At 40.8% G+C, this 22,329-nt stretch carries 15 protein-coding genes and 1 tRNA gene; 11 read left to right on the top strand and 5 right to left on the bottom strand.

Features of this window, described 5'->3' with window-relative positions; all coding sequences use genetic code 11:
• Positions 1-27: 27 nt before the first annotated feature.
• From OA84_RS02325 to OA84_RS02360, 7 genes are all read left to right on the top strand, one after another.
• Complete coding sequence (locus OA84_RS02325; protein WP_039341768.1) at positions 28-3,036, top strand: SusC/RagA family TonB-linked outer membrane protein; 3,009 nt, start codon at positions 28-30, stop codon at positions 3,034-3,036.
• 10 nt (positions 3,037-3,046) lie between these two features.
• A complete protein-coding gene (locus tag OA84_RS02330; protein WP_039341771.1) occupies positions 3,047-4,477 on the top strand; it encodes a SusD/RagB family nutrient-binding outer membrane lipoprotein in 1,431 nt (476 codons plus the stop codon).
• An 81-nt stretch (positions 4,478-4,558) separates the two neighbouring features.
• Positions 4,559-6,337, top strand: coding sequence for an arginine--tRNA ligase (gene argS / locus OA84_RS02335; protein WP_039341773.1), 1,779 nt, complete (start codon positions 4,559-4,561; stop codon positions 6,335-6,337).
• A 155-nt stretch (positions 6,338-6,492) separates the two neighbouring features.
• Entirely contained in the window at positions 6,493-7,530 is a 1,038-nt protein-coding gene (locus tag OA84_RS02340) for an AMP-binding protein (protein ID WP_039341776.1), read from the top strand.
• A 53-nt stretch (positions 7,531-7,583) separates the two neighbouring features.
• Positions 7,584-7,979 carry an alternative ribosome rescue aminoacyl-tRNA hydrolase ArfB gene (arfB, locus tag OA84_RS02345; RefSeq protein ID WP_039341780.1) on the top strand — a complete coding sequence of 132 codons (396 nt, stop codon included), beginning with the start codon at positions 7,584-7,586 and terminating at the stop codon, positions 7,977-7,979.
• 361 nt (positions 7,980-8,340) lie between these two features.
• The gene (locus tag OA84_RS02355) at positions 8,341-9,315 is read left to right on the top strand and encodes a deoxyhypusine synthase family protein (protein WP_039341785.1); all 975 of its coding nucleotides are present in this window, start codon (positions 8,341-8,343) and stop codon (positions 9,313-9,315) included.
• A 108-nt stretch (positions 9,316-9,423) separates the two neighbouring features.
• Positions 9,424-9,729, top strand: coding sequence for an MGMT family protein (locus OA84_RS02360; RefSeq protein ID WP_039341788.1), 306 nt, complete (start codon positions 9,424-9,426; stop codon positions 9,727-9,729).
• Positions 9,730-9,824: 95 nt separating this feature from the next.
• On the opposite strand, the gene htpG is transcribed toward OA84_RS02360, so the two are convergent.
• Together htpG and recA are read right to left on the bottom strand one after the other, a co-directional pair.
• Entirely contained in the window at positions 9,825-11,714 is a 1,890-nt protein-coding gene (htpG, locus tag OA84_RS02365; RefSeq protein WP_039341791.1) for a molecular chaperone HtpG, read from the bottom strand.
• Positions 11,715-12,243: 529 nt separating this feature from the next.
• The gene (gene recA / locus OA84_RS02370) at positions 12,244-13,254 is read right to left on the bottom strand and encodes a recombinase RecA (protein ID WP_039341793.1); all 1,011 of its coding nucleotides are present in this window, start codon (positions 13,252-13,254) and stop codon (positions 12,244-12,246) included.
• A 146-nt stretch (positions 13,255-13,400) separates the two neighbouring features.
• Between recA and OA84_RS02375 the strand changes: the two genes are divergently transcribed.
• Positions 13,401-13,471, top strand: a tRNA-Gln gene (locus tag OA84_RS02375).
• Between the two features lie 127 nt (positions 13,472-13,598).
• Here the strand turns inward: OA84_RS02375 and OA84_RS02380 are convergent.
• The 3 genes from OA84_RS02380 to OA84_RS02395 all read right to left on the bottom strand — a co-directional run bounded on the left by OA84_RS02380 (position 13,599) and on the right by OA84_RS02395 (position 19,179).
• On the bottom strand, positions 13,599-14,480 hold the full coding sequence (locus tag OA84_RS02380; RefSeq protein ID WP_039341796.1) for an SDR family oxidoreductase: 882 nt from the start codon (positions 14,478-14,480) through the stop codon (positions 13,599-13,601).
• Positions 14,481-14,845: 365 nt separating this feature from the next.
• On the bottom strand, positions 14,846-17,773 hold the full coding sequence (locus OA84_RS02390) for a M16 family metallopeptidase (protein WP_039341802.1): 2,928 nt from the start codon (positions 17,771-17,773) through the stop codon (positions 14,846-14,848).
• A 65-nt stretch (positions 17,774-17,838) separates the two neighbouring features.
• Entirely contained in the window at positions 17,839-19,179 is a 1,341-nt protein-coding gene (locus OA84_RS02395) for a dihydroorotase (protein ID WP_039342671.1), read from the bottom strand.
• 150 nt (positions 19,180-19,329) lie between these two features.
• On the opposite strand from OA84_RS02395, the gene OA84_RS02400 reads away from it, so the two are divergent.
• The 3 genes from OA84_RS02400 (at position 19,330) to OA84_RS02410 (ending at position 22,295) form a co-directional block, all read left to right on the top strand.
• A complete protein-coding gene (locus OA84_RS02400; protein ID WP_039341804.1) occupies positions 19,330-20,754 on the top strand; it encodes a lipopolysaccharide biosynthesis protein in 1,425 nt (474 codons plus the stop codon).
• Position 20,755: 1 nt separating this feature from the next.
• Entirely contained in the window at positions 20,756-21,187 is a 432-nt protein-coding gene (dut, locus tag OA84_RS02405) for a dUTP diphosphatase (protein WP_039341806.1), read from the top strand.
• 73 nt (positions 21,188-21,260) lie between these two features.
• Positions 21,261-22,295 (top strand): sugar phosphate nucleotidyltransferase, encoded by a 1,035-nt coding sequence (locus tag OA84_RS02410; protein ID WP_039341809.1) that lies wholly within the window; start codon positions 21,261-21,263, stop codon positions 22,293-22,295.
• Positions 22,296-22,329 lie beyond the last annotated feature (34 nt).

Raw genomic sequence — 22,329 nt, forward strand, 5'->3', positions numbered from 1 at the left:
TGTTGTAATGAAAAAATTTAATTTGATATGAAGAAACTAACAACAAGCGTTTTAGCTGTAGTTTTGACTGCTTCATTTGCTTTGGTAAATGCACAGACAAGAGATACAATTAAAACACAGGATATCGAAGGCGTCGTAGTTACGGCTTTAGGTATTAAAAGAGAGAAAAAATCACTGGGTTACTCTTCTCAGGAGGTTAAAGCAGACGCTTTAACAGAAGGAACAACCAACACAGGAAACATTGCTTCTCAACTTTCCGGGAAAGTTGCAGGTCTTAATGTTACTACAACCAGTAACTTTGGGGGTTCTGCCAACTTGGTAATTAGAGGGGTTAAGTCTGTAGACGGTGCTGCTCCTTTGGTGGTAATTGACGGGTCGCCTGTTAACAACACCTCTTCACTCTACGGTAATACAGATTACGGTAACGCGCTTTCTGACATCAACCAGGAAGATATCGCTTCAATCAACGTCTTGAAAGGTGCGGCAGCATCTGCTCTTTACGGTGAAAGAGGTTTGAATGGTGTAATTTTGATTACTACCAAAAACGGTAGAGGAAATGATGACGGATCTTGGGGTGTAACCTGGTCAACAGGTGTTCAAGCAGGATTTGTTGATAAAAGCACCTTTGCTGAATACCAAGACAAATACGGCGCTGGATACGATCCTAGCTTCTATACCGAAAATCCTGCACCAGACGGAAATTTCTATGCAAACTTTGCAGAAGATGCTTCTTGGGGACCAAGATTCAACCCGAATCAGTTGGTTTACCAATGGGAATCTTTGGATCCGACTTCACCAACATATGGTAAAGCGACTCCTTGGGTAGCTGGTAAAAACGCTCCAATCGAATTTTTCGAAACACCTTTCACTTTCTCGAATACTGTTTCATTGCAAAAAGGCAATCAAAACTCAAACATCTTGTTTTCTTATGATAACATGACGCAAAGTGGAATAATGCCGAACTCTAAACTTTCCAAAAACACCTTCTCTTTAAAAGCAAATTACGATTTTACAGAAAAGCTTCACGCATCATTCTACACAACATTAACTTTACAAGACACAAAAGGTAGAGCAATCGGAGCGTACAGTGACAATATTATGTCTGGTTTCAGACAATGGTGGCAAACCAACGTAGATGTATTATCGCTAAGAGATGCTTATTTCAGAAACATTGCGAATCCGGTAGAAGCTAACAATTACGGTAACGTAACCTGGAACCCTTACGACTCCAGCAATACGCGACCAATTTTCTGGAACAACCCTTACTTCCAGGCGTATGAGAATGCACCTAGAGACCAAAGAAACAGAAACTTTAATGTTGCGAGCATAACCTATGATTTTACTAAGGATATCAGTGTAATGGGTAGAGTTTCTTATGACAGAAGTGATCTGCGCGTTGAGCAAAAAATGGCAGTTGGTACGCTTGCAAGTGGTTTTGGTGCTTCTGGTAACGATGTTGCATCAGGATACGCAAGAAGAGATGTTCGTCGAAACGAAACCAACTACGATTTGATCGGTAACTATAAATTTGATATTACAGATAATGTAAATGTTAGCGGTATCGTCGGTGGAACTATAAGAAGAAACTACAATAGCAGCCTTTACGCTTCTACAGAAGGAGGTTTGGTAATCAGAAATATCTATAGCCTTGGTAACAGTGCTGCACCTACGTTAGCACCTTCTGAAAGTGAAGTAACTTGGCAAACGAATTCGGGATATGCTTCAGCATCTTTCGATTTCTACAAAATCTTCTATTTAGATGGAACTTACCGTGTTGACCAGAGTTCAACGCTTCCGGGAGGAAACAACGTTTATGGTTACGGTTCTGTCACCGGTGCTTTGATCTTATCAGAATTGATAAAACCAAGCTGGATGAACTTCTGGAAATTAAGAGCAAACTATGCTGAAGTTGGTGGAACAGCAGATCCATATCAGTTAGCATACTACTATGCTCCAGCAGGATTCTTTGGTGATGTAGGTCTTTCCGGAACTCAAACAAGACAGCCAAACGCTGACTTGAAACCACAAAGAGCAAAAGAATTCGAGGTGGGTACTGAAGGTAGCTTCTTCAAAAACAGATTCACTTTTGATTTGGCATACTACAAAACAAAAACCATTAACCAGATCCTTCCTACTCTTCCAATTTCATCAGCGTCTGGGTTAAGCTCAGCTTCTGTAAATGCTGGACAGATTGACAACTGGGGTTATGAAGTTGCTTTAGGACTTGTTCCAATTAAAACTTCAAACTTTACCTGGAATATGGACATCAACTGGTCACAAAACAGAAACAAAGTTGTTGAACTTCTTCATAATGAAGTTTCTGATGTATCCAACGTATTACTTCAAGGATACCAAGGTGGTGTTTCACTTAACGCAAGAGAAGGTGAAGCTTGGGGTACTTTAGTAGGTAGTGATTATGTTTTCTTAAATGGTCAGCCAGTAGTTAATGCTACAACTGGTTATTACTTAAGAGAAAACAACAAGATTATTGGTAATGCAACACCAGACTGGATTGGTGGTGTAAGAAACAGCTTTGATTACAAAGGACTTTCTGTAAGTTTCTTGATCGATGTTAGACAAGGTGGTGATGTATTTTCTACCGATATGTATTACGGTTTGGCAACAGGTTTGTATCCTGAATCTGCCGTAGGTGATATCAGAGAAAAAGGAATTGTTTGGCCAGGTGTAAATCCAGATGGTAGCCCGAATACAACCAATACACGTAACCCTTCAGCATTTGGATCATTGGACGGGTATGCTAGAATGCCTGCAAGCCGTTTCGTATATGATGGTTCATATGTTAAACTAAGAGAAGCTGCTATTGGGTATACCCTTCCAAAAACCATTTTGGCTGGGACTTGGGTGAGAGACGCTAAAGTATCTTTAGTAGGTAGAAACTTATGGATTATCCACAAAAACTTGCCTTATGCAGACCCTGAAAACATGGTCGGCGGTGGCCTAAGTTCATACGGATGGTCAATCGGTTCTCTACCAACAACAAGAGATATCGGATTAAATGTTACTTTAAAATTCTAAGATTACAACAATGAAAAAAATACTTAATAAACTTATCATAGGTGCGTTGGCTGCAATCAGCCTTACGTCGTGCCAGAGAGATTTGCTTTCATTAAATGAAAACGTGAAAGCTCCCTCTGTATTGCCTTCTGAGACATTATTGGCAATGGGGCAAGAAAGGTTTTTCTACTCTACATTTACGGGTAGCGTAAACTTTAATAACTATCGTTTCTTCGTTCAACAGTGGACCGAAACCACCTATACAGACGAAACAAACTACGACTTGGTTACCCGTAACCAACCTCGTAACCACTGGAACAGAATGTATGTGAACTCATTGAACAATTATGAGCAAGCTAAAAAGAACCTTCCGGCCGAAGCTGCTCTTTCTGAAGCAGAAAGAACAAATAAGATGGCTACTTTGGAAATCTCACAAATTATAGTTTGGGAAAACTTGGTAGACACTTACGGTAACGTACCATATTTTGATGCGCTAGCAGCAGCAGAGGGTAATTTTGCGCCAAAATATGATGATGCAAAAGCAATTTATGCTGATCTTTTGAAAAGAATTGATGCCGTTGTTGCACAAATTGATGAAGGTGCAAATGGATACGGAAGTGGTGACTTAGTTTATGGTGGAGATATGACAAAATGGAAACATGTTGCAAACTCTGTAAAACTAAGAATGGCTCTTAACTTAGCTGACGTAGATCCTGCGACTTCAAAATCTGCTGCAGAAGCAGCGGTAGCTTCAGGTGTAATTGCTTCAGCAGATGAGTCTTATACTCTGGACTTCGCTGGTGGAACTTATAATAACCCAGTTTATGACGATTTAGTTGCTTCAGGTAGAAATGACTTTGTTCCAACAGAACTGGTTATTAACATGATGAACGCTAAAAATGATCCAAGAAGAGAAGTTTGGTTTACTACTGTTGACGGTAAATATGTTGGAGGTATATTTGGAGAATTAAATCCATTTAATGGTAAATCTCACATGAGTGATTTCTGGTTAGCGCCTGATGCACCAGCACCATACTTAAGCTACGAAGAAGTATTGTTTATGAAAGCTGAAGCAGCTGCAAGAGGATACAACGTAGGCGGAACTGCTGCTGAAATGTACAACAAAGCTGTACTAACTTCAATGGCCTTGAACGAGGTAAGCACTGCTGATGCTGCAGCTTATTTAGCTGCTCATCCATACGATGCTGCAAACTGGAAAAAATCAATTGGGGAAGAAGCTTACATTGCTTTATTCAACCAGCCTTTCGGTGCTTGGTTATTCTCAAGAAGATTAGATTATCCTAAGTTTGAAAACCCTAAAAACAATAAACTTGAAGGGGTACCGGTAAGAATGCCTTACTCTGATCAGGAATATGTGTTGAACAAAACAAATGTAACTGCTGCTGCGACCGCAATAGGTGGTGACAAAGCAACTACAAAACTGTTCTGGGACAAATTCTAAGGTTTAACCTTCAGTAATTAATTCAGCCACTCCTCGGAGTGGCTTTTTTATTTCTGTATATTTGTATATCAAAAATCTACCATGAACATTAAAGATATTATTCAGGACAAATTAAAAGAAATTATCGCCACGGTTTTTCAAATAGATGGTCTAAACATAACCGATACAGTCACCCTGGAGGTACAGCAAAATAAAACCGACTTCGAAGGAGATTTCACTATCGTAACTTTTCCGCTCGTCAAATTTTTAAAGAAAAGCCCCGACTACATCGCGATGGAACTCGGCGACGCTTTTATGACGCAGTCAGATTTTGTTGAAAGTTATCACGTCGTAAAGGGCTTCCTGAACTTAAAAGTCAAAAACAAATTTTTCCTCAACAATTTCCAGCACACCAAAGAAACTTTTGACCAGATTGAAAGCCGCAACGCGACGGTAATGGTCGAATTTTCCTCGCCAAATACCAACAAACCTTTACACCTCGGCCATATCCGAAATAATCTTTTGGGCTACTCTGTTTCCAAAATTTTAAAACAGGACGGCTATAACGTCATCAAAACTCAGATCATCAACGACCGCGGAATCCATATCTGCAAATCAATGCTCGCCTGGCAAAAATCCGGCGCTAAGGAAACTCCGGAAAATACCGGCTTAAAAGGCGATAAATTGGTGGGAAACTATTATGTCGCTTTTGACCAAAACTACAAAAAGCAAATCGCCGAACTCGTTGCTGAAGGAACCGACGAAAACACCGCTAAAAAACAGGCACCTGTCATGCTCGAAGCACAGAAAATGCTTCTCGACTGGGAAAAAGGCGACGAAACTGTGCGCAACCTTTGGTCTGAAATGAACTCTTGGGTGTACGCCGGCTTCGCCGAAACTTACAAACGTTTGGGTGTGGATTTCGACCAAATCCAGTACGAAAGCAACACCTATCTTTTAGGTAAAGATCTTATTCAGCACGGCTTGGTTACGGGTGTTCTCTACCAAAAAGAAGACGGCTCCGTTTGGTGTGACCTTTCCGATGAAGGTCTGGACCACAAACTGCTCTTGCGCGGCGACGGAACTTCCGTGTATATGACCCAAGATTTGGGTACAGCAGTTCAGCGTTTTCAGGAGAACGATATTCAGAAACTCATCTACACCGTTGGGAACGAGCAGGATTACCACTTCGATGTGCTCTTCAAAATTCTGAAAAAATTAGGCTATTCTTGGGCAGAAAATCTCTACCATCTTTCTTATGGAATGGTAGAACTTCCGGAAGGCAAAATGAAATCGCGCGAAGGAACCGTCGTTGATGCCGACGATTTGATGCAGGAAATGTGCATCACAGCAAAAGAAAAAGCACAGGAACTAGGTAAACTCGAAAATCTATCCGACGAAGAAAAAGAAAAATCTTACGAAACCGTCGGAATTGGCGCACTAAAATATTTCATGCTGAAAGTAGATCCGAAAAAGAAAATGCTTTTCAATCCGGCAGAAAGTATCGATTTTGCTGGGAATACAGGCCCGTTCATCCAGTACACGTACGCGCGAATCCAGTCGTTGCTCGCGAAAGCCAACTACCAGCCAACCACGCTTTCCGAGTACGAACTCACAAGTTCAGAAAAAGATTTGGTAATGCATCTTTCCAACTTTAGAGACACCGTTTCGCGCGCTGCAGAAACACTTTCGCCCGCGCTCGTGGCCAACTATATCTACGACGTCGTAAAATCCTACAACTCCTTCTACCAGAACAATCCGATCCTGAGTCAGGACGATGAAAATACCAAAAGTTTCCGTCTTGAACTGTCAGATTTAACCGGAAAAACCATCAAAAAAGGGCTTGAATTATTAGGAATCGGCACCGTAAACCGCATGTAAATTTTTTGGGCGTGCCCCGATTACCAGCGCATTGGCAGCCGCATCGGGTCGGTCTCCGGCTGCAATCTTTTTTTACGGCGCTTACGCGTCGTAAAAAAAGGATTTCCGCCTCCGCCCTCACGCGTTTGGTCGCTACGTCAAAACCATTTCAAAATATGAAAATCGATTTTTCTCAAAACTCCTGGCAAAAACTCACGCCGGAAACCGATTTTGAAAAAAAAGTGCTCGCTTTTATCAGCGAGTGGTTTTCAGCATCCGAAACGGTAAAAGTTCAGACTTCGGGTTCCACAGGCACACCGAAAATTTTCGATATTGAGAAAGAAAAAATGCGCTATTCCGCGAAAATGACCGGCGACATTTTAGGACTTCAAAAAGGCGATTCGGCACTACTCTGTCTTCCGGTAGAATACATTTCGGGAAAGATGATGGTTGTTCGCGCACTTGAAAGAAACTTGATTTTAACCGTAAAAACACCATCCGCCGCGCCGCTGGAAGATGTGAGCGAAGAAATTGACTTCTGTGCGCTGTCGCCACTTCAGGTAGAAAATTCCCTGCAAAAACTGCATTTTTTTCAAAATATTATTATTGGCGGTGCCGCGGTTTCTGAAACTTTGAAAAATAAAATTCACAGCGCTTTAAAATTCAGCGAAGGCCATATAATACCGAAAATTTTCGAAACGTACGGCATGTCGGAGACTTTATCTCACATCGCGCTCAAAGAAATTTTCCCCGTTCCGGAGGCATTTTTTTCTGTTTTGCCTGGCGTGGAAATATCTACCGATGACAGAAACTGTCTCCAGATTTTCGCGCCCAATTTAAATTCGGAACTGCTTACAACGAACGATTTAGTTGAGATAAAAAACGAAAACCAGTTTCGTTTTTTAGGCAGAATAGATCACGTCATCAATTCCGGTGGATTGAAAATTTATCCGGAAGAATTGGAAGCATTGGTGAAAAAAATCCTGCCTCAGGAGCTTGTTTTTCTCGGAATTCCGGACGAAACTTTAGGCCAAAAATTGGTTTTGGTTATTGAAGGTGAAATTACCGAAACGCAAAAATCGGCGTTAAATACTCTGAATTTTCCGACGAAAAATCACAAGCCCAAAGAAGTTATTTTCCTCCAAGAATTTCCGCGCATCCCGAACGGAAAAATCGACCGCCAAAAGTTGCTTCAAACCGTTTCCAAAAAATAAGCCGCTAAAACGGCATTTTTTTTCGTTTTACAATATTCTTTATCTTTGTTTCCATGAGAGATTTCACCAAAGAACTGACGTATAAAACCTCGCGCAGCAGCGGCGCGGGCGGACAAAACGTGAACAAGGTGGAAACTTCCGTCACCGTCATGTGGAATGTTGCCGCCAGCGATTTTTTTTCAATTGAAGCGAAAGAAATGATTTCTGAAAAACTGAAAAATCGTATCAATTCAGACGGAATTTTGCAGCTCACCGTTTCGGAAAGCCGCACGCAGTTGCAGAACAAAAAAATCGCGACGGAAAGGATTTTAGAGCTGGTGAAAAAATCGCTTTTCATTCCGAAAGCGCGGAAAGCTACAAAACCTTCGAAATCCAAAATTGAAAAACGCCTGAAAGCGAAGAAGGAACTTTCCGCAAAAAAGGAAAACCGGCGATTCCGGGGAGAATAATTTTTGGAAAAATTTGCTGTTTTAAGGGTGAATTTTTGGTTTTTAGCTCCCGCAGATTTTGATAATTTCGCAGATGTAAAAAATTAGCTGCTGAAAGGGCATTTTTTTTAATTCGCGTGGATTTTCCTGATTTTCGCAGATGTAAAAAAATTGACTGCTAAAACGTATTTTTTTGCGTTTTGCTTTTAAAAGAAGAAACCAAAGCTCCCCTAGCCCCGATTGCAGTGGCATCCCCCGGCGAGGTTGCAACCGAAGCCGGGGATAAAACGGAAAGCGGGTTGTAATCTTCGGACGGAGCGAAAACCGTCTTGCTCCTAAAAGAATTCTTTTTAATTATTATCTTTGCTAAAACGAAAAAATTATGAGTAAGCCGATTACGGAATTTATAGAAAAATATTATCTGCATTTTAATGCCGCCGCTTTGGTAGACGCTTCCAAAGGTTATGTGGCGCACCTGAAAGACGGCGGAAAAATGATGATTACCCTCGCCGGCGCGATGTCTACTGCGGAAATCGGGAAAATTCTGGCCGAAATGATCCGTCAGGATAAAGTGGATATTATTTCGTGTACGGGCGCGAATCTGGAGGAAGATTTGATGAACCTCGTGGCGCATTCGCATTACGAAAGAGTGCCGCATTACCGCGACCTGACTGCGCAGGACGAATGGAATTTGCTGGAAAAAGGGTTAAACCGTGTGACTGATACTTGTATTCCGGAAGAGGAAGCATTCCGACGTTTGCAGAAACATATTGTGGAAATTTGGAAAGATGCAGAAGCAAAAGGCGAGCGTTATTTCCCGCATGAATATATGTATAAAATGCTTTTATCAGGCGTTTTGGAGCAATATTATGAAATCCCGAAAGAGAATTCCTGGATGTTGGCCGCGGCGGAGAAAAACCTGCCGATTGTAGTGCCAGGCTGGGAAGATTCTACCATGGGAAATATTTTCTCCAGCTATTGTATTAAAGGTGAACTAAAGCCTTCGACCATGAAATCGGGGATTGAATATATGATGTATTTGGCTGATTGGTATCCGAAAAATTCGGGTGGAAAAGGCGTTGGTTTCTTCCAGGTTGGCGGTGGAATCGCGGGTGATTTCCCAATCTGCGTAGTTCCGATGCTGTATCAGGATATGGAAATGACCGACATACCTTTCTGGTCGTATTTCTGCCAGATCTCTGATTCTACAACGTCTTACGGTTCGTACTCCGGTGCGGTGCCGAACGAAAAAATTACTTGGGGAAAACTGGATATCACGACACCGAAATTTATCGTTGAAAGTGACGCCACGATTTGTGCGCCGCTGATGTTCTCTTATATTTTGGAAAACTCGTAAAGTTAGAAGCTAGATATTAGAAGCTAGAAGTTAGATATCTAAAATCGTCTCAGAAATGGGGCGGTTTTTTTTACGCAAAATATTTCTGATAATTTCTAACTTTAAACTATGAATGATTTATTCAACAAGCAGGTTTTTGAAATCATTAACCTTATTCCGAAAGGTCGTGTGACAAGTTACGGCGCGATTGCAAAAGCGGTGGGTTATCCGAATCACGCGCGGCATGTAGGAAATGCGCTGCGAAATTACGACGATGATTTTCCGGCGCACCGCGTGTGTAATGCTTCGGGAAGAATTACTGCGAGCTGTAAACGCGATTTTATAGGAAAGCTAAAAGCAGAAAATATCGAGGTAAAAGAAGGAAAAATCCAGAATTTTAAAAATGTGTTTTGGAATCCGCTGGAGGAATTATAACTACGAATGCAGAAATAAAAAAACCTCGTAAAAGTTTGAAACTCGTACGAGGTTATATCAGTAAAGTTCTTTTCGCTTTACTTGGCTCTTTTCAATTACTTACTCAACTGCTGATAACTTCTTTGAATAAAATCTGTCAAATCTTTTCCTTTCAAGAGATTCTGAGAAAGTTTCGCCAAATCTAAAGCATATTTAATTTTGGTATTTTTCTCTTCAGCATTTTCATTTTTCAGAATTTCCGACGCCAGTTCGCTGTTCGAATTCACCACCAAATTATACATTTCCGGGAAACCGCCCATGCCGAACATTCCACCGCCGCCGGTCGCCTGCATATCTTTCATACGGCGCATAAATTCCGGCTGTGTGATCATAAACGGCGCTTCGGTGCTTTCTAAATCCTCGATTTGAACGGAAAATTTAGTGTCGTTCACTGCTTCTTCAATATTTTTCTTCAAAGATTCTTTTTCCTCTTCATTCAATTTAGAAATCGCAGAATCTTCTTTTTTAATTAAATTATTCAGGTGATCAGCATCAACACGAGCAAAGGAAATTTTTTCCTTCGAAGTTTCTAATTTCTGAATCAAATGCGGAACTATTGGTGAATCAAGTAACAAAACTTCATAACCTTTGTCATTCGCAGCCTGTACATAACTGTGCTGATCGTGTTCGTTTGTCGCGTAAAGCAGCACCAAATTTCCGTCTTTGTCAGTCTGCATCGGCTTCAGTTTTTCCTCAAGTTCAGACCATAAATAATATTTTCCGTCGGTGGTTGGATACAGTGCAAACTTGTCCGATTTATCAAAGAACTTATCTTCGGAAATCATTCCGTATTCGATGACGATTTTGATGTCATTCCATTTTTTCTCGTAATCTTCACGGTTTTCATTGAATAATGAAACCATTTTGTCCGCCACTTTTTTGGTGATATAAGACGATATTTTTTTCACCGCGCCGTCCGCCTGAAGATATGAACGGGAAACGTTCAGCGGAATGTCCGGCGAATCGATGACACCGCGCAGCAACATAAGGAAATCCGGCACAATTCCTTTTACCTCATCGGTCACGTAAACCTGATTTTGGTACAGCTGAATTTTATCTTTTTCAATGTTTAAACCGTTGGTCAGTTTCGGGAAATACAAAATTCCGGTTAAATTGAACGGATAATCCACGTTCAAATGAATATTGAACAAAGGCTCTTCAAACTGCATCGGATACAGCTCGTGGTAGAACTGCTTGTAATCCGCATCGGTCAGCTCACTTGGCGCTTTTGTCCACGCCGGAGTCGGATTATTAATGATATTGTCTACTTCCACCGTTTCCGCTTTTGCGTCTTCGGCAGCATCTTCAGGCAATGGTAAAGATTCCGTTTTGGTGCCGAATTTAATCGGAACCGGCATAAATTTATTGTATTTCAAAAGCAGCTCGCGAATTCTGGATTCTTCCAAAAACTCCGTAGAATCTTCAGCGATGTGCAGGATAATATCCGTTCCACGCTTGGTTTTGTCGGCTTCTTCCAAAGTATAAACCGGACTTCCGTCGCAAATCCAACGCACAGCAGGTTCGTCTTTGTAAGATTTTGTAACGATTTCCACTTTTTCCGCCACCATAAACGCAGAGTAAAATCCAAGTCCAAAATGACCGATAATTCCGGAATCTTTCGAAGTATCTTTATATTTTTCCAAGAATTCTTCAGCGCCTGAAAATGCAATTTGGTTGATGTATTTTTCAACTTCAGCACCCGTCATCCCGATTCCTTGGTCAGAAATCGTAAGCGTTTTCGCGTCTTTATCGATCGCAACTTCAATTTTCGGTGTACCGTAGTCGGTTTTTATTTCACCGATGCTGGTCAGGTGTTTCAGCTTCAAAGTCGCGTCTGTCGCGTTAGAAATCAGCTCACGCAAAAATATTTCGTGGTCGCTGTAGAGAAACTTTTTGATTAAGGGGAAAATATTTTCCACCGAGACATTAATATTTCCTTGTGTCATTTTAAGTGATTTTTATGTTATGCGAGGGAAATCTCAAATAGAACACCAATCTGCAGAAAGTGACATTTTGTCAAGAATTTGGGCAATTCCCTTGGCCGGCACCTGCGGCGCCGGCCAAGGGGACCGGGCTATTCACTGCAACTCCTCCCCGCGCGGCGGGTCCGGGGTTTCCGTTGCTATCCCTATTGCGGCTTGCGTGCTAATTTTCCTTTTTGTTTAGAATTTTTTAGCCGCTATTTCACCCAAATTTTTCGATTTCCATTTTCAACAAATTCAAAAAAAACACTGAATTAACCAATAAAATTTTGCTGCTATTTAACCAAAGTTCAGCTTAAGCAAAACCGTAAAAAAAAGGTAAAATAACCGGCAGATTTTAGCTGCTATTTAACCGAAAATTGTGTTTAAGCAAAAAACAAAAAAAACACCCATTTAACGCCGAATTTTTTCATTCAAAAAATTAAAACATCCGGGTGAAAAACAAAAAAAACGGCAAAAAATGCCGTTTTTTTTATTATTAAAATAGTTGGGATTAAGCTTCTTTTTTGTTTTTAATCTCTTCGCGGATTTTTCCTTCAAGCTCATCAGACAAATCCGGATTGTCTTTCAACATATCACGAACCGCATCGCGACCTTGACCCAGTTTCGTGTCCGCATAGCTGAACCAGGAACCGCTTTTTTTCACAATTCCCATATCTACGGCAGCGTCCAGGATTTCACCAGTTTTCGAAATGCCTTCACCGTACATGATGTCGAATTCTGCCATTTTGAAAGGTGGAGCTACTTTATTTTTCACAATCTTCACTTTCACGCGGCTTCCTACGGCCTCATCACCTGTTTTAATCGGCGCGCTGGCTTTTCTTATATCAATCCTTACCGAAGCGTAAAACTTCAGCGCATTTCCGCCCGTTGTCGTTTCCGGGTTTCCGAACATCACCCCGATTTTTTCTCTCAGCTGGTTGATGAAAATCACGGTACATTTGGTTTTAGAAATGGTTCCGGTTAATTTTCTCAATGCCTGTGACATCAATCTCGCGTGAAGTCCCATTTTGGAATCTCCCATTTCACCTTCAATTTCTGCTTTTGGCGTTAAAGCCGCCACAGAGTCAATCACCACGATATCCACAGCACCGGAACGGATTAAATTATCAGCGATTTCCAAAGCCTGTTCACCGTTGTCTGGTTGAGAAATAATAAGATCATCTAGGTTAATTCCGAGTTTTCTCGCATAACTTCTGTCGAAAGCGTGCTCTGCATCGATAAAAGCAGCAATTCCGCCCAATTTTTGCGCTTCAGCAATAGCGTGTAAAGTCAAAGTCGTTTTTCCGGATGATTCCGGTCCATAAATTTCGATGACGCGGCCGCGCGGATAACCGCCAACGCCCAAAGCCAAATCTACCCCAAGCGACCCCGATGGAATCACCTCGATATCGGTGTCCACAGATGCGTCACCCAAAGTCATTACGGTACCTTTACCGTAAGTTTTATCTAATTTATCAAGCACTAAAGCCAGTGCTTTTTTCTTATCGTCAATACTGCTCATTTGTAAATTTATTTTGTCAAAAATACGGAATTTTCACGTGAAATAAAACTAAAAAAAGGCATAATTTCGGGTTTTAAAAAATAATTTTGAAAATAATTTTTTAATTAAAAATATTTGTTTTAGATTTGCACCACCAAAATAATGACAGACCCATGGTGTAACGGTAGCACTTCGGTTTTTGGTACCGCCAGTTGGGGTTCGAATCCCTGTGGGTCTACAAATTTTTGCAAAACGCTTTGAATTGTCAAAGCGTTTTTTTTGCTTAAATAGTAGAAGTTTTAAGATTACAAAAGTCCAAAAAAACCATAAAAGAACCCGATATTTTTAGATACCGGGTTTTGTTTTTAATTGGATTTTTTTGCTTTAATCATCGCTTCCATCATATCCCACATTTCCTGCGGAATTTCGTCCAGCATATTGAACTCGCCGGCGCCTTGCAGCCATTCTCCACCATCGATGGTTACGACTTCGCCGTTCATGTACGCGGAGTAGTCTGAAACCAGATAAGCGGCTAAATTGGCCAGTTCCTGATGTTCACCCACTCTGCGCAGTGGGACTTTTTTCCGCATATCGAATTTTTCTGCCAAATCTCCCGGTAATAATCTTTCCCACGCACCTTTTGTTGGAAACGGTCCGGGCGCAATCGCATTGAAACGGATTTGGTATTTCGCCCACTCGACCGCTAAACTTCGCGTCATTGCCAAAACACCGGCTTTTGCACAGGCAGACGGTACAACGTACGCAGAACCCGTCCAGGCGTAAGTGGTAACAATATTCAGCACGGTGCCCGGAATTTTATTTTCAATCCAGTATTTACCGACCGAAAGTGTGCAGTTTTTCGTGCCTTTCAAAACGATATCCAAAACCGAATCGAATGCCGAATGCGTTAATCTTTCTGTTGGTGCAATAAAATTTCCTGCTGCATTATTGAGCAAAATATCGATCTGTCCAAACTCTTTTATCGCAGCGTCTTTCATAGCTTCCACTTCATCCCAGTTTCTTACGTCGCACTGTACGCACAGCACTTTTCCGCTGGTTTCTTCCTCGAGCTCTTTGGCAGTATTCTGCAGTTTTTCCAGATTGCGTGAGGTAATCACGACTTTAGCGCCAAGCTGCAGAAAATATTTGGTCATCGCTTTGCCAAGTCCGCTTCCGCCGCCCGTAACGATTGCGACTTTATCTTTGAGAGCATCTTCTTTGAGCATCGGTTGTGTATAGAGATTCATGGTGTATGGTTTTTGTAAATTTAGTGGAAATATCCTGTAGAAAGTTACGAACAATTATGCGGGGAATAAAAATTGGGCGCTAAAAGCGGTAATTTTTGGATTTTTTATAGAAGTGAAGATTTGGATTTGAAAAAGAGTTTTTAAATAAACGGTCACCGCGCCCCGACTTGAACGGAGCTCTTTTTGCGGAGCGCAGCGGAGCAAAAAAGCGGGAGTGGAAGGCGGAGATGGCGCCCAAAAAAACAATAACTCCATCGTTGAGAAATAGTCCAGATACAGCAAGATTGCTTCGTTCCTCGCAAGACACAAAAAAACTGCTCCAAAGCTGGAGCAGTTTCTATAGAAAATTGAAAAAATTTGCCGTTCTAGTAGCCAAAAAGTTCTTCGAGAGAAATCTTTTTAACCTCACCAAGTTTCTGCATATCTTTCATCGGAATGTTTTTCTCGGATGCAACAATTGCGTAAGTGTAAGGTTTTCCGGAGAAATTCGCCTGGTGGAAATTCTTCAGATCCTTCATCGAAATATTGTCCACCGCGGTGTAAATATTTTTTCTTGGATCATCGGTCAAACCTAAATCTTTCGCTGCCAAATAATTATAGATGATGTTATCCTGAGTAATTCGCTCGGTCTGGATGTCTTTTTTCACCTGTGTTTTGGCAAGATTTAAGTTTTCACCTAAATCCGGCATTGTGGTTAAAAGCTCAGTCATCGCCGTGGTAGCATCGTTGAATTTGTCTGCCTGGCTGCCGACATAGCTCATCAGATAATATTGATCTGTCTTTTTCTGCGGCTGCACGTAAACTCCGTAAGTGCTGTACGCCAAAGCTTTACTCTCGCGAATCGTCTGGAAAACGATGGAACCCATGCCACCACCGAAATAGTTGTTGAAAACTTTTACAAGCGTATTTTTAGCCGGGTCGTAGCTTTCGGTGTTTCGGATCCAGCGCGTTTCTGCCTGTACCATGTCGTAATCTGCAAAAAGAACCTGGTTTTTGCTTTGCGGAACCTGTTTGAAAACTTTTGCAGGCGCAGCAACAGCAAATTTTGCCGGCACCGGGTGCACATTTTTCAGTTTGCTTTCCACTTCTTTTATTGAAATCGGACCGTAATAAATAACGGTCTGCTCGTAATTGTTCAGGTTTTTGATTCGGTCCACCAATTCTGCCGCGGTGGTTGATTGCAATTCTGCATTGCTCATTACGTTGTTGAATTTATTATTCGCCCCGTACATTGCATAGCTCGTAAGTCCCTGTAAAATTGCGCCTTTGTTGGCTTTTACGTCTTTTCGGGATTTTGCCATTCTTTCTTTCAGGCCTTTTAAAGCAGCGTCGTCTGCCTTTACATTTAGAACTAAATCTTCGTATAGTTTTACTGCTTTATCGAAATTTTCCTGTAACCCTTCGATGGAAACCGTGGTGTATTCTTCGCCAGTGGAAACATTGAAGCTGCTCGCGATTTTATAAAACGCTTTCGAAATTTCTTCAGCAGACATTTTATCAGTTCCTAAAAATTGCAAATACTGCGAAGCCAAAGGCTGTTTCAAATCATTTAAAGAACCGATTTTGTAACGGTATCTTAAACGGAAAATCTGGTTGTCTTTGTTCGGAACATAAAGAATTTCAGCTTTTCCTAAATTCGATTTCTGGATATCTTTTTTATAATCAAGGAAAACCGGCGCTGATGGAGTGTTCGGCATATTTCCCACCATTCTTACAAACGGAGACTGTTTGTCGGCATTGGTTTCTACCGGTGTAATCTGTGGTTTTTCAATTTTTGTTGATTTTACAGATTCTCCTTTTCTTTTTAAAATCGCAACGTAGTTGTCACCAAGATATTTATTCGCAAATGAAACGATATCAGCTTTGGTGATTTTGGACAAATCATTAACATACGCCACCTGATCTCTCCAGTTCAGTTCGGAAGTAAACGCGTCCATCAAAGCGCCGGCGCGGTTGTCATATTTTTCTGATTCGTAAATCTTCGATTTTTTGATGTTGTTGATGATTGAAGTAATGAGATCATCATCGAAATTTCCTTTTTTAAGATTATCAATTTCACCTAAAACCAAAGTTTTCACCTCGTCCAGACTTTGTCCGTTTGTAGGTGCAGCGCTTAGGAAAAGCACTCCATAATCGATCAAGGTGAAAGTAGACGCAGAAGCGCGAAGTAATTTTTGTTTTTTAACCAAATTAAGGTCTAACAGTCCGGCTTTTCCGTTGGTAAGAATCTGGCCGACAAGATCTGCAATTAAAACATCTTTGTCTTTATTTCCCGGAAGTCTGTAGCCAATTGTTAAATTTTCGGCGTCCGGACCGGTAATTTCTTTGATGATCGGTGCGGTAATCGGTTTTTCCGGTGCAAAAGTATATTTTTCCACAGGTTTCATTTTCATCTGCGAAAACGATTTGTCGATTTTTGCAATCACTTCATCCGGATTGAAATCTCCCGAAAGAATTACGCCCATATTATTGGGAACATAATAATTATTGAAATATTTTCGGATTTCGACCAACGATGGATTTTTTAAATGTTCCACCGTTCCGATGGTTGTTTGCTGACCGTAGTTATGATTTTTGAATAACTGCGCGAAAAGCTCTTCGAAAACTTTGCTTCCGTCGCTATCCAAACTTCTGTTTTTTTCTTCGTAAACGGCTTCAAGCTCCGTGTGGAAAATCCTTAAAACCGGATTTCTAAATCTTTCGCCCTGTACAGCCAAATATTTATCTAATGATGAGCTCGGTACATCGTCGGTATAAACCGTTTGTTCAAAGCTTGTAAAAGCATTCGTTCCCTGCGCTCCCATCGAAGCCATCATTTTGTCATATTCGTTTGCGATTGCAAATTTGCTCGCAACACCAGAAACTGAATCGATTTTTTTGTAAATCGCTTTTCTTTGTGCAGCATCGCTGGTTTTGTTGTACTGTTCATACAATGCATCGATTTTGTCAAGCTCCACCTTTTCTTTAGACCAGTCCAGCGAACCGTATTTATCGGTTCCCTTGAAAAGCATGTGCTCCAAGTAGTGCGCAAGACCCGTGTTCGTGCGCGGGTCGGTCTTGCTTCCTGCTTTTATAGCCACATAAGCCTGAACTCTTGGATCGGTTTTTGTGGGGCTTAGAACGACGGTTAAGCCGTTTTTCAGCGTGTAGAAGCGGGCATTCATGGGATCGTTAGAGACATACTTGTAGGTATATCCGTTCCCGGTCGCTTCTTTCCATTCAAACTGTTTCTGCGCAAACGTCAGTACAGCAATGAACAAAGCGGTAAGTGTGAAAGAAAGTTTTTTAAACATAGATTATATTTTATAAAGAATTAGACGAATTTATTTTCGAAATGTTTCACCGTAGACAATTATTTTTAAAGATTTCTGTCGAAGAGCAATCTTTCACCATGCTTTTCTTCGGAAATTTGGCCGTTTTCGAAGGCTAAAAATCCATTTACGAAAGTATGCGTGATTTTTGAATGAAAAGTTGTTCCTTCCAGCGGGCTCCAGCCACATTTGTACAGAATGTTTTCTTTAGAAACTGTGTAACTGTCATTTAAATCCACCAAAACCAGATCAGCTTTATAACCTTCACGGATGAAACCGCGCTTTTCAATTTCAAAAAGAATGGCCGGATTGTGACACATTTTTTCCACCAGCTTTTCGAGGGAAATTTTGCCGTTTTTAAAATTTTCCAGCATGATGTTTAAAGAATGCTGCACAAGCGGACCGCCCGACGGCGCTTTCGTATACACATTCTTCTTTTCTTCCCAGGAGTGTGGCGCGTGATCGGTTGCGATGACATCAATTCGGTCATCAAGCAGCGCTTCCCAAAGTCCGGCGCGGTCTTCGGCGGTTTTTACGGCGGGATTCCATTTAATTAAAGTTCCCTTTTCCGCATAATCTTCGTTGGTAAAAGTTAGGTGATGCACACAAACTTCGGCAGTAATTTTTTTCTCTTTTAAAGGAATATCGTTCCGGAAAAGTTCGGTTTCTTTCGCTGTTGAAATATGGAATAAATGCAGTCGTGCACCGGTTTTTTTTGCTAATTCCACCGCTTTTGATGAGGAAATATAGCAGGCTTCTTCGCTTCTGATAAGATGATGAAATTCCATCGGAATATCATCACCAAATTTTTCCTGGTAAAAGGCGGTATTTTTCCGAATTGTCGCTTCATCTTCGCAATGCGCCGCGATCAGCATTTTCGTTTTCGAGAAAATCTCCTCTAAAGTTTCCGGATTATCCACGAGCATATTTCCCGTGGAAGAACCCAAAAATAATTTTATGCCAGCCACATTTCGCGGATTTGTTTTCAGAACTTCTTCCAGATTGTCATTTGTTCCGCCCATCATAAATGAATAATTGGCGAAAGATTTTTTAGCCGCTATTTCGTACTTTTTTTCCAAAAGTTCTTGTGTTACAGCATTAGGCACTGTGTTCGGCTGTTCCATAAAACTCGTGATTCCACCTGCGATAGCCGCGCGCGATTCACTTTCAATGTCGCCTTTCCAGGTTAAACCCGGTTCGCGAAAATGCACCTGATCATCAATAATTCCGGGTAAAAGATATTTTCCCGCAGCGTCGATGATTTGATCGACATTTTCTGCAGAAATATTTTTTTCAATTTTTGAAATTAAATCGTTTTCAATAAGCAAATCGCTTTCGAAAATCTGGTTTTCATTAACAATTGTGGCGTTTTTCAGGAGAATTTTCATTAGGGAAAAATGGTAAAAATTTGCTGTTTTAGCGGCATATTTTTCAGCGCGCCTTTTCACAAATTTAATATTTAAAAACCAATAAAACCCGAAATTGAAACCGTTTCATCTCTGCACAAATTATTTATCTTTGCGCAAATTGAATTTGTTTTGAAAAAACTTCTGAACGAAACCATCATTTACGGGATCGGCGCCATTTTACCACGGATCATTATTTTCCTGCTGAATCCGCTGTACATCAACCAAATCAATAAAGATGAGTTTGCACAGTTTACCAATCTTTATGCAATTATTTCTTTTGTGAACATCGTTCTGACTTTCGGTTTTGAAACTGCTTATTTCCGTTTTTCCTCCGAAGGCGAAAATAAATCGAAGACCTTCAACACTTCGTTCTGGTTTTTAGCCGCTATTTCGGCATTTTTTCTCCTAATTTGTTTGCTGTTCAACCAACCGATTGCTGATGTTTTGGGCTACAGCGAAAATCCGGAATACATCCGATGGTTCGGCTGGATTGCTTTTTTTGATACTTTGTGCGTGATTCCGTTCGCGTGGCTGCGTTACCACAACAAACCAATTGCATATTCGATGATCCGCGTTGTGCAGTCATTAATTCAAACGGTGATCGTAATTGCGCTTTTCCTTTATATTCCCTTTGAAATTTCGCGAAAATTCGGCATGAATGAAAAAGTTTCGTTTCCGTTTTACAGCAATCTTTTGGGGAGTTTTGCCGGTGTAATTCTGCTTCTACCGATTATTTTTAAGGTTAAATTCGAGTTCGCAAAAGATTTATTTGTCCGGATGATTAAATATTCCTGGCCGATTATGGTTGCAGGTTTTGCTTTTATGATTAATGAAAATTTCGACAAGGCCATCCAGTATTTTTTCATTGATGAAGGTGATGCCGGTGCGTACGGCGGTTGTTACAAGCTTGCGGTCTTGATGACTTTGTTTGTAACAGCGTACCGAATGGGGATTGAACCGTTTTTCTTTAAACAAATGCAGAATGAAAACGCAAAACTTACCTACGCGAAAGTCACCGAATATTTTACCTTTTTCGCCTCGGTTGTCGCTATGGGAATTATCGCAAATATTTCCTGGTTAAAGACGCTTTTTATTCCAAATCAATCGTACTGGACAGCGATTGACATCATTCCGATTATCGTAATCGCCAATCTTTTCTTCGGAATCTATTACAACCTTTCAACGTGGTATAAAGTTACAGACCGTACTAAAATGGGAACGGTAATTTCCTGGACCGGCGGAATTATCACCATTGTTTTAAACCTTGTCTTACTAAAAAAATACGGCTTTATGGTTTCCGCGTGGACAACTTTGGCAGCGTATTTCGTCATGATGGTGATGTCTTATTTTCTGGGTCAGAAATATTATCCGATTCCGTACAGAATTAAAAAAATAAGTTTGTGCCTGGTTTTGCTCGTAGTTTTCAGTTTCATTTCGTATCAGGTTTTTGACGCGAATTTCTGGATCGGAAATTTATTTTTCCTTACGTTTGCGGGCATCATCCTTTATTTCGAAAAAGATTTTGTACTGAAAAAATTGAATAAAAAAGCTTAAAATGAAAATAAAAATCATCAATAAATCCAAAAATCCTTTACCGAAATATCAAACCGAACTATCGGCAGGAATGGATATCTCAGCAAATTTAACGGAAAACATTACCTTAAAACCGCTTGAAAGAAAATTAATTCCAACCGGATTATTTCTGGAACTTCCCGAAGGTTTTGAAGCACAAATCCGACCACGCAGCGGCCTTGCTATAAAGAACGGAATCACCGTGCTGAATGCGCCCGGTACGATTGATGCTGATTATCGGGGCGAAATTGGGGTTATTTTAGTAAATTTGTCCGCTGAAGATTTTACCGTAAATAGTGGCGACCGCATTGCACAAATGATTATCGCGAAATACGAAACCGCAGAATGGCAGAATGCTGATGCTCTGAACGAAACCGCACGCGGCGCTGGCGGTTTTGGAAGCACAAAATCTTAAAAATTAAATGATGAGGTTAATGCGAAACCGGTTTTCCGACGACGCTATTAGCTAAATAAAACCAATATATAAAATGAAAATAATAGTTCCAATGGCTGGGCGAGGTTCCAGATTACGCCCACATACACTTACTGTTCCGAAACCTTTAATCCCGATTGCAGGAAAACCAATTGTGCAAAGATTGGTAGAAGATATCGCTAAAGTTGCCGGTGAAGAAATCGATGAAATTGCTTTTATTATCGGAGATTTCGGTGATGATGTTAAGGAATCACTGATTAAAATTGCTGAGAATTTAGGCGCAAAAGGAAGCGTTTACACACAAGACGAACCGCTTGGAACCGCGCACGCGATTAAATGCGCTGAAAACTCCATGCAGGGCGATGTTGTTGTGGCTTTTGCGGATACTTTATTTAAAGCAGATTTCAAGCTCGATAAAAATTCCGATGGTGTTATCTGGGTAAAAAAAGTAGAAGATCCTTCGGCTTTTGGTGTGGTAAAACTGGACGATTACGGTTTCATTACCGACTTTGTTGAAAAACCTCAAACTTTCGTCTCAGATTTAGCGATTATTGGAATTTATTATTTCAGTTCTTCGGAAAAACTAATGAGCGAAATTAATTATATCATGGAAAATGATATTAAGCAAGGCGGTGAATATCAGCTGACAACAGCTCTGGAAAATTTGCGGCAAAAAGGGGCAAAATTTTCTTTAGGAAAAGTTGACGACTGGATGGATTGTGGAAATAAAAATGCTACGGTAGAAACCAACGGAAAAGTTTTAGGTTACGAGCGCGAAAATGTTGCGGATTATCCGGCTTCTTCCAGCATCGTGAACTGTTTGATTATTCCCCCGTGTTTTATTGGTGAAAACGTAAAAATCTCGAATTCTAAAATTGGCCCGCGTGTTTCCATCGGGAACAATACTGTTGTCATTAATTCCAATATCGACAATTCATTAATTCAGGAAAATACGGTGATTGACCACGGAAATTTAAGCAATTCCATGATCGGAAATTCTGCACAATATTTTGGTGTCGCGCGTGAAATTTCCCTGGGTGATTATTCCGTTCTGGATTTTCTGTCAAAAGGTGACAAACATTTAATCTAAAAGAATTTTCCGCAAACGATTTGCGGAAAATTTA

The organism is Kaistella solincola, from assembly GCF_000812875.1.
GTDB lineage: Bacteria > Bacteroidota > Bacteroidia > Flavobacteriales > Weeksellaceae > Kaistella > Kaistella solincola.

Excerpts from the sequence above, each read along its gene's own strand:
- OA84_RS02325 (WP_039341768.1), top strand. The coding sequence starts at position 28 with ATGAAGAAACTAACAACAAGCGTTTTAGCTGTAGTTTTGACTGCTTCA.
- recA (WP_039341793.1), bottom strand. The coding sequence starts at position 13,254 with ATGAGCAGTATTGACGATAAGAAAAAAGCACTGGCTTTAGTGCTTGAT.
- OA84_RS02395 (WP_039342671.1), bottom strand. The coding sequence starts at position 19,179 with ATGAAAATTCTCCTGAAAAACGCCACAATTGTTAATGAAAACCAGATT.
- OA84_RS02390 (WP_039341802.1), bottom strand. The coding sequence starts at position 17,773 with ATGTTTAAAAAACTTTCTTTCACACTTACCGCTTTGTTCATTGCTGTA.
- OA84_RS02360 (WP_039341788.1), top strand. The coding sequence starts at position 9,424 with ATGAATGATTTATTCAACAAGCAGGTTTTTGAAATCATTAACCTTATT.
- OA84_RS02380 (WP_039341796.1), bottom strand. The coding sequence starts at position 14,480 with ATGAATCTCTATACACAACCGATGCTCAAAGAAGATGCTCTCAAAGAT.
- argS (WP_039341773.1), top strand. The coding sequence starts at position 4,559 with ATGAACATTAAAGATATTATTCAGGACAAATTAAAAGAAATTATCGCC.
- htpG (WP_039341791.1), bottom strand. The coding sequence starts at position 11,714 with ATGACACAAGGAAATATTAATGTCTCGGTGGAAAATATTTTCCCCTTA.
- OA84_RS02410 (WP_039341809.1), top strand. The coding sequence starts at position 21,261 with ATGAAAATAATAGTTCCAATGGCTGGGCGAGGTTCCAGATTACGCCCA.
- dut (WP_039341806.1), top strand. The coding sequence starts at position 20,756 with ATGAAAATAAAAATCATCAATAAATCCAAAAATCCTTTACCGAAATAT.
- OA84_RS02355 (WP_039341785.1), top strand. The coding sequence starts at position 8,341 with ATGAGTAAGCCGATTACGGAATTTATAGAAAAATATTATCTGCATTTT.
- OA84_RS02340 (WP_039341776.1), top strand. The coding sequence starts at position 6,493 with ATGAAAATCGATTTTTCTCAAAACTCCTGGCAAAAACTCACGCCGGAA.
- arfB (WP_039341780.1), top strand. The coding sequence starts at position 7,584 with ATGAGAGATTTCACCAAAGAACTGACGTATAAAACCTCGCGCAGCAGC.
- OA84_RS02330 (WP_039341771.1), top strand. The coding sequence starts at position 3,047 with ATGAAAAAAATACTTAATAAACTTATCATAGGTGCGTTGGCTGCAATC.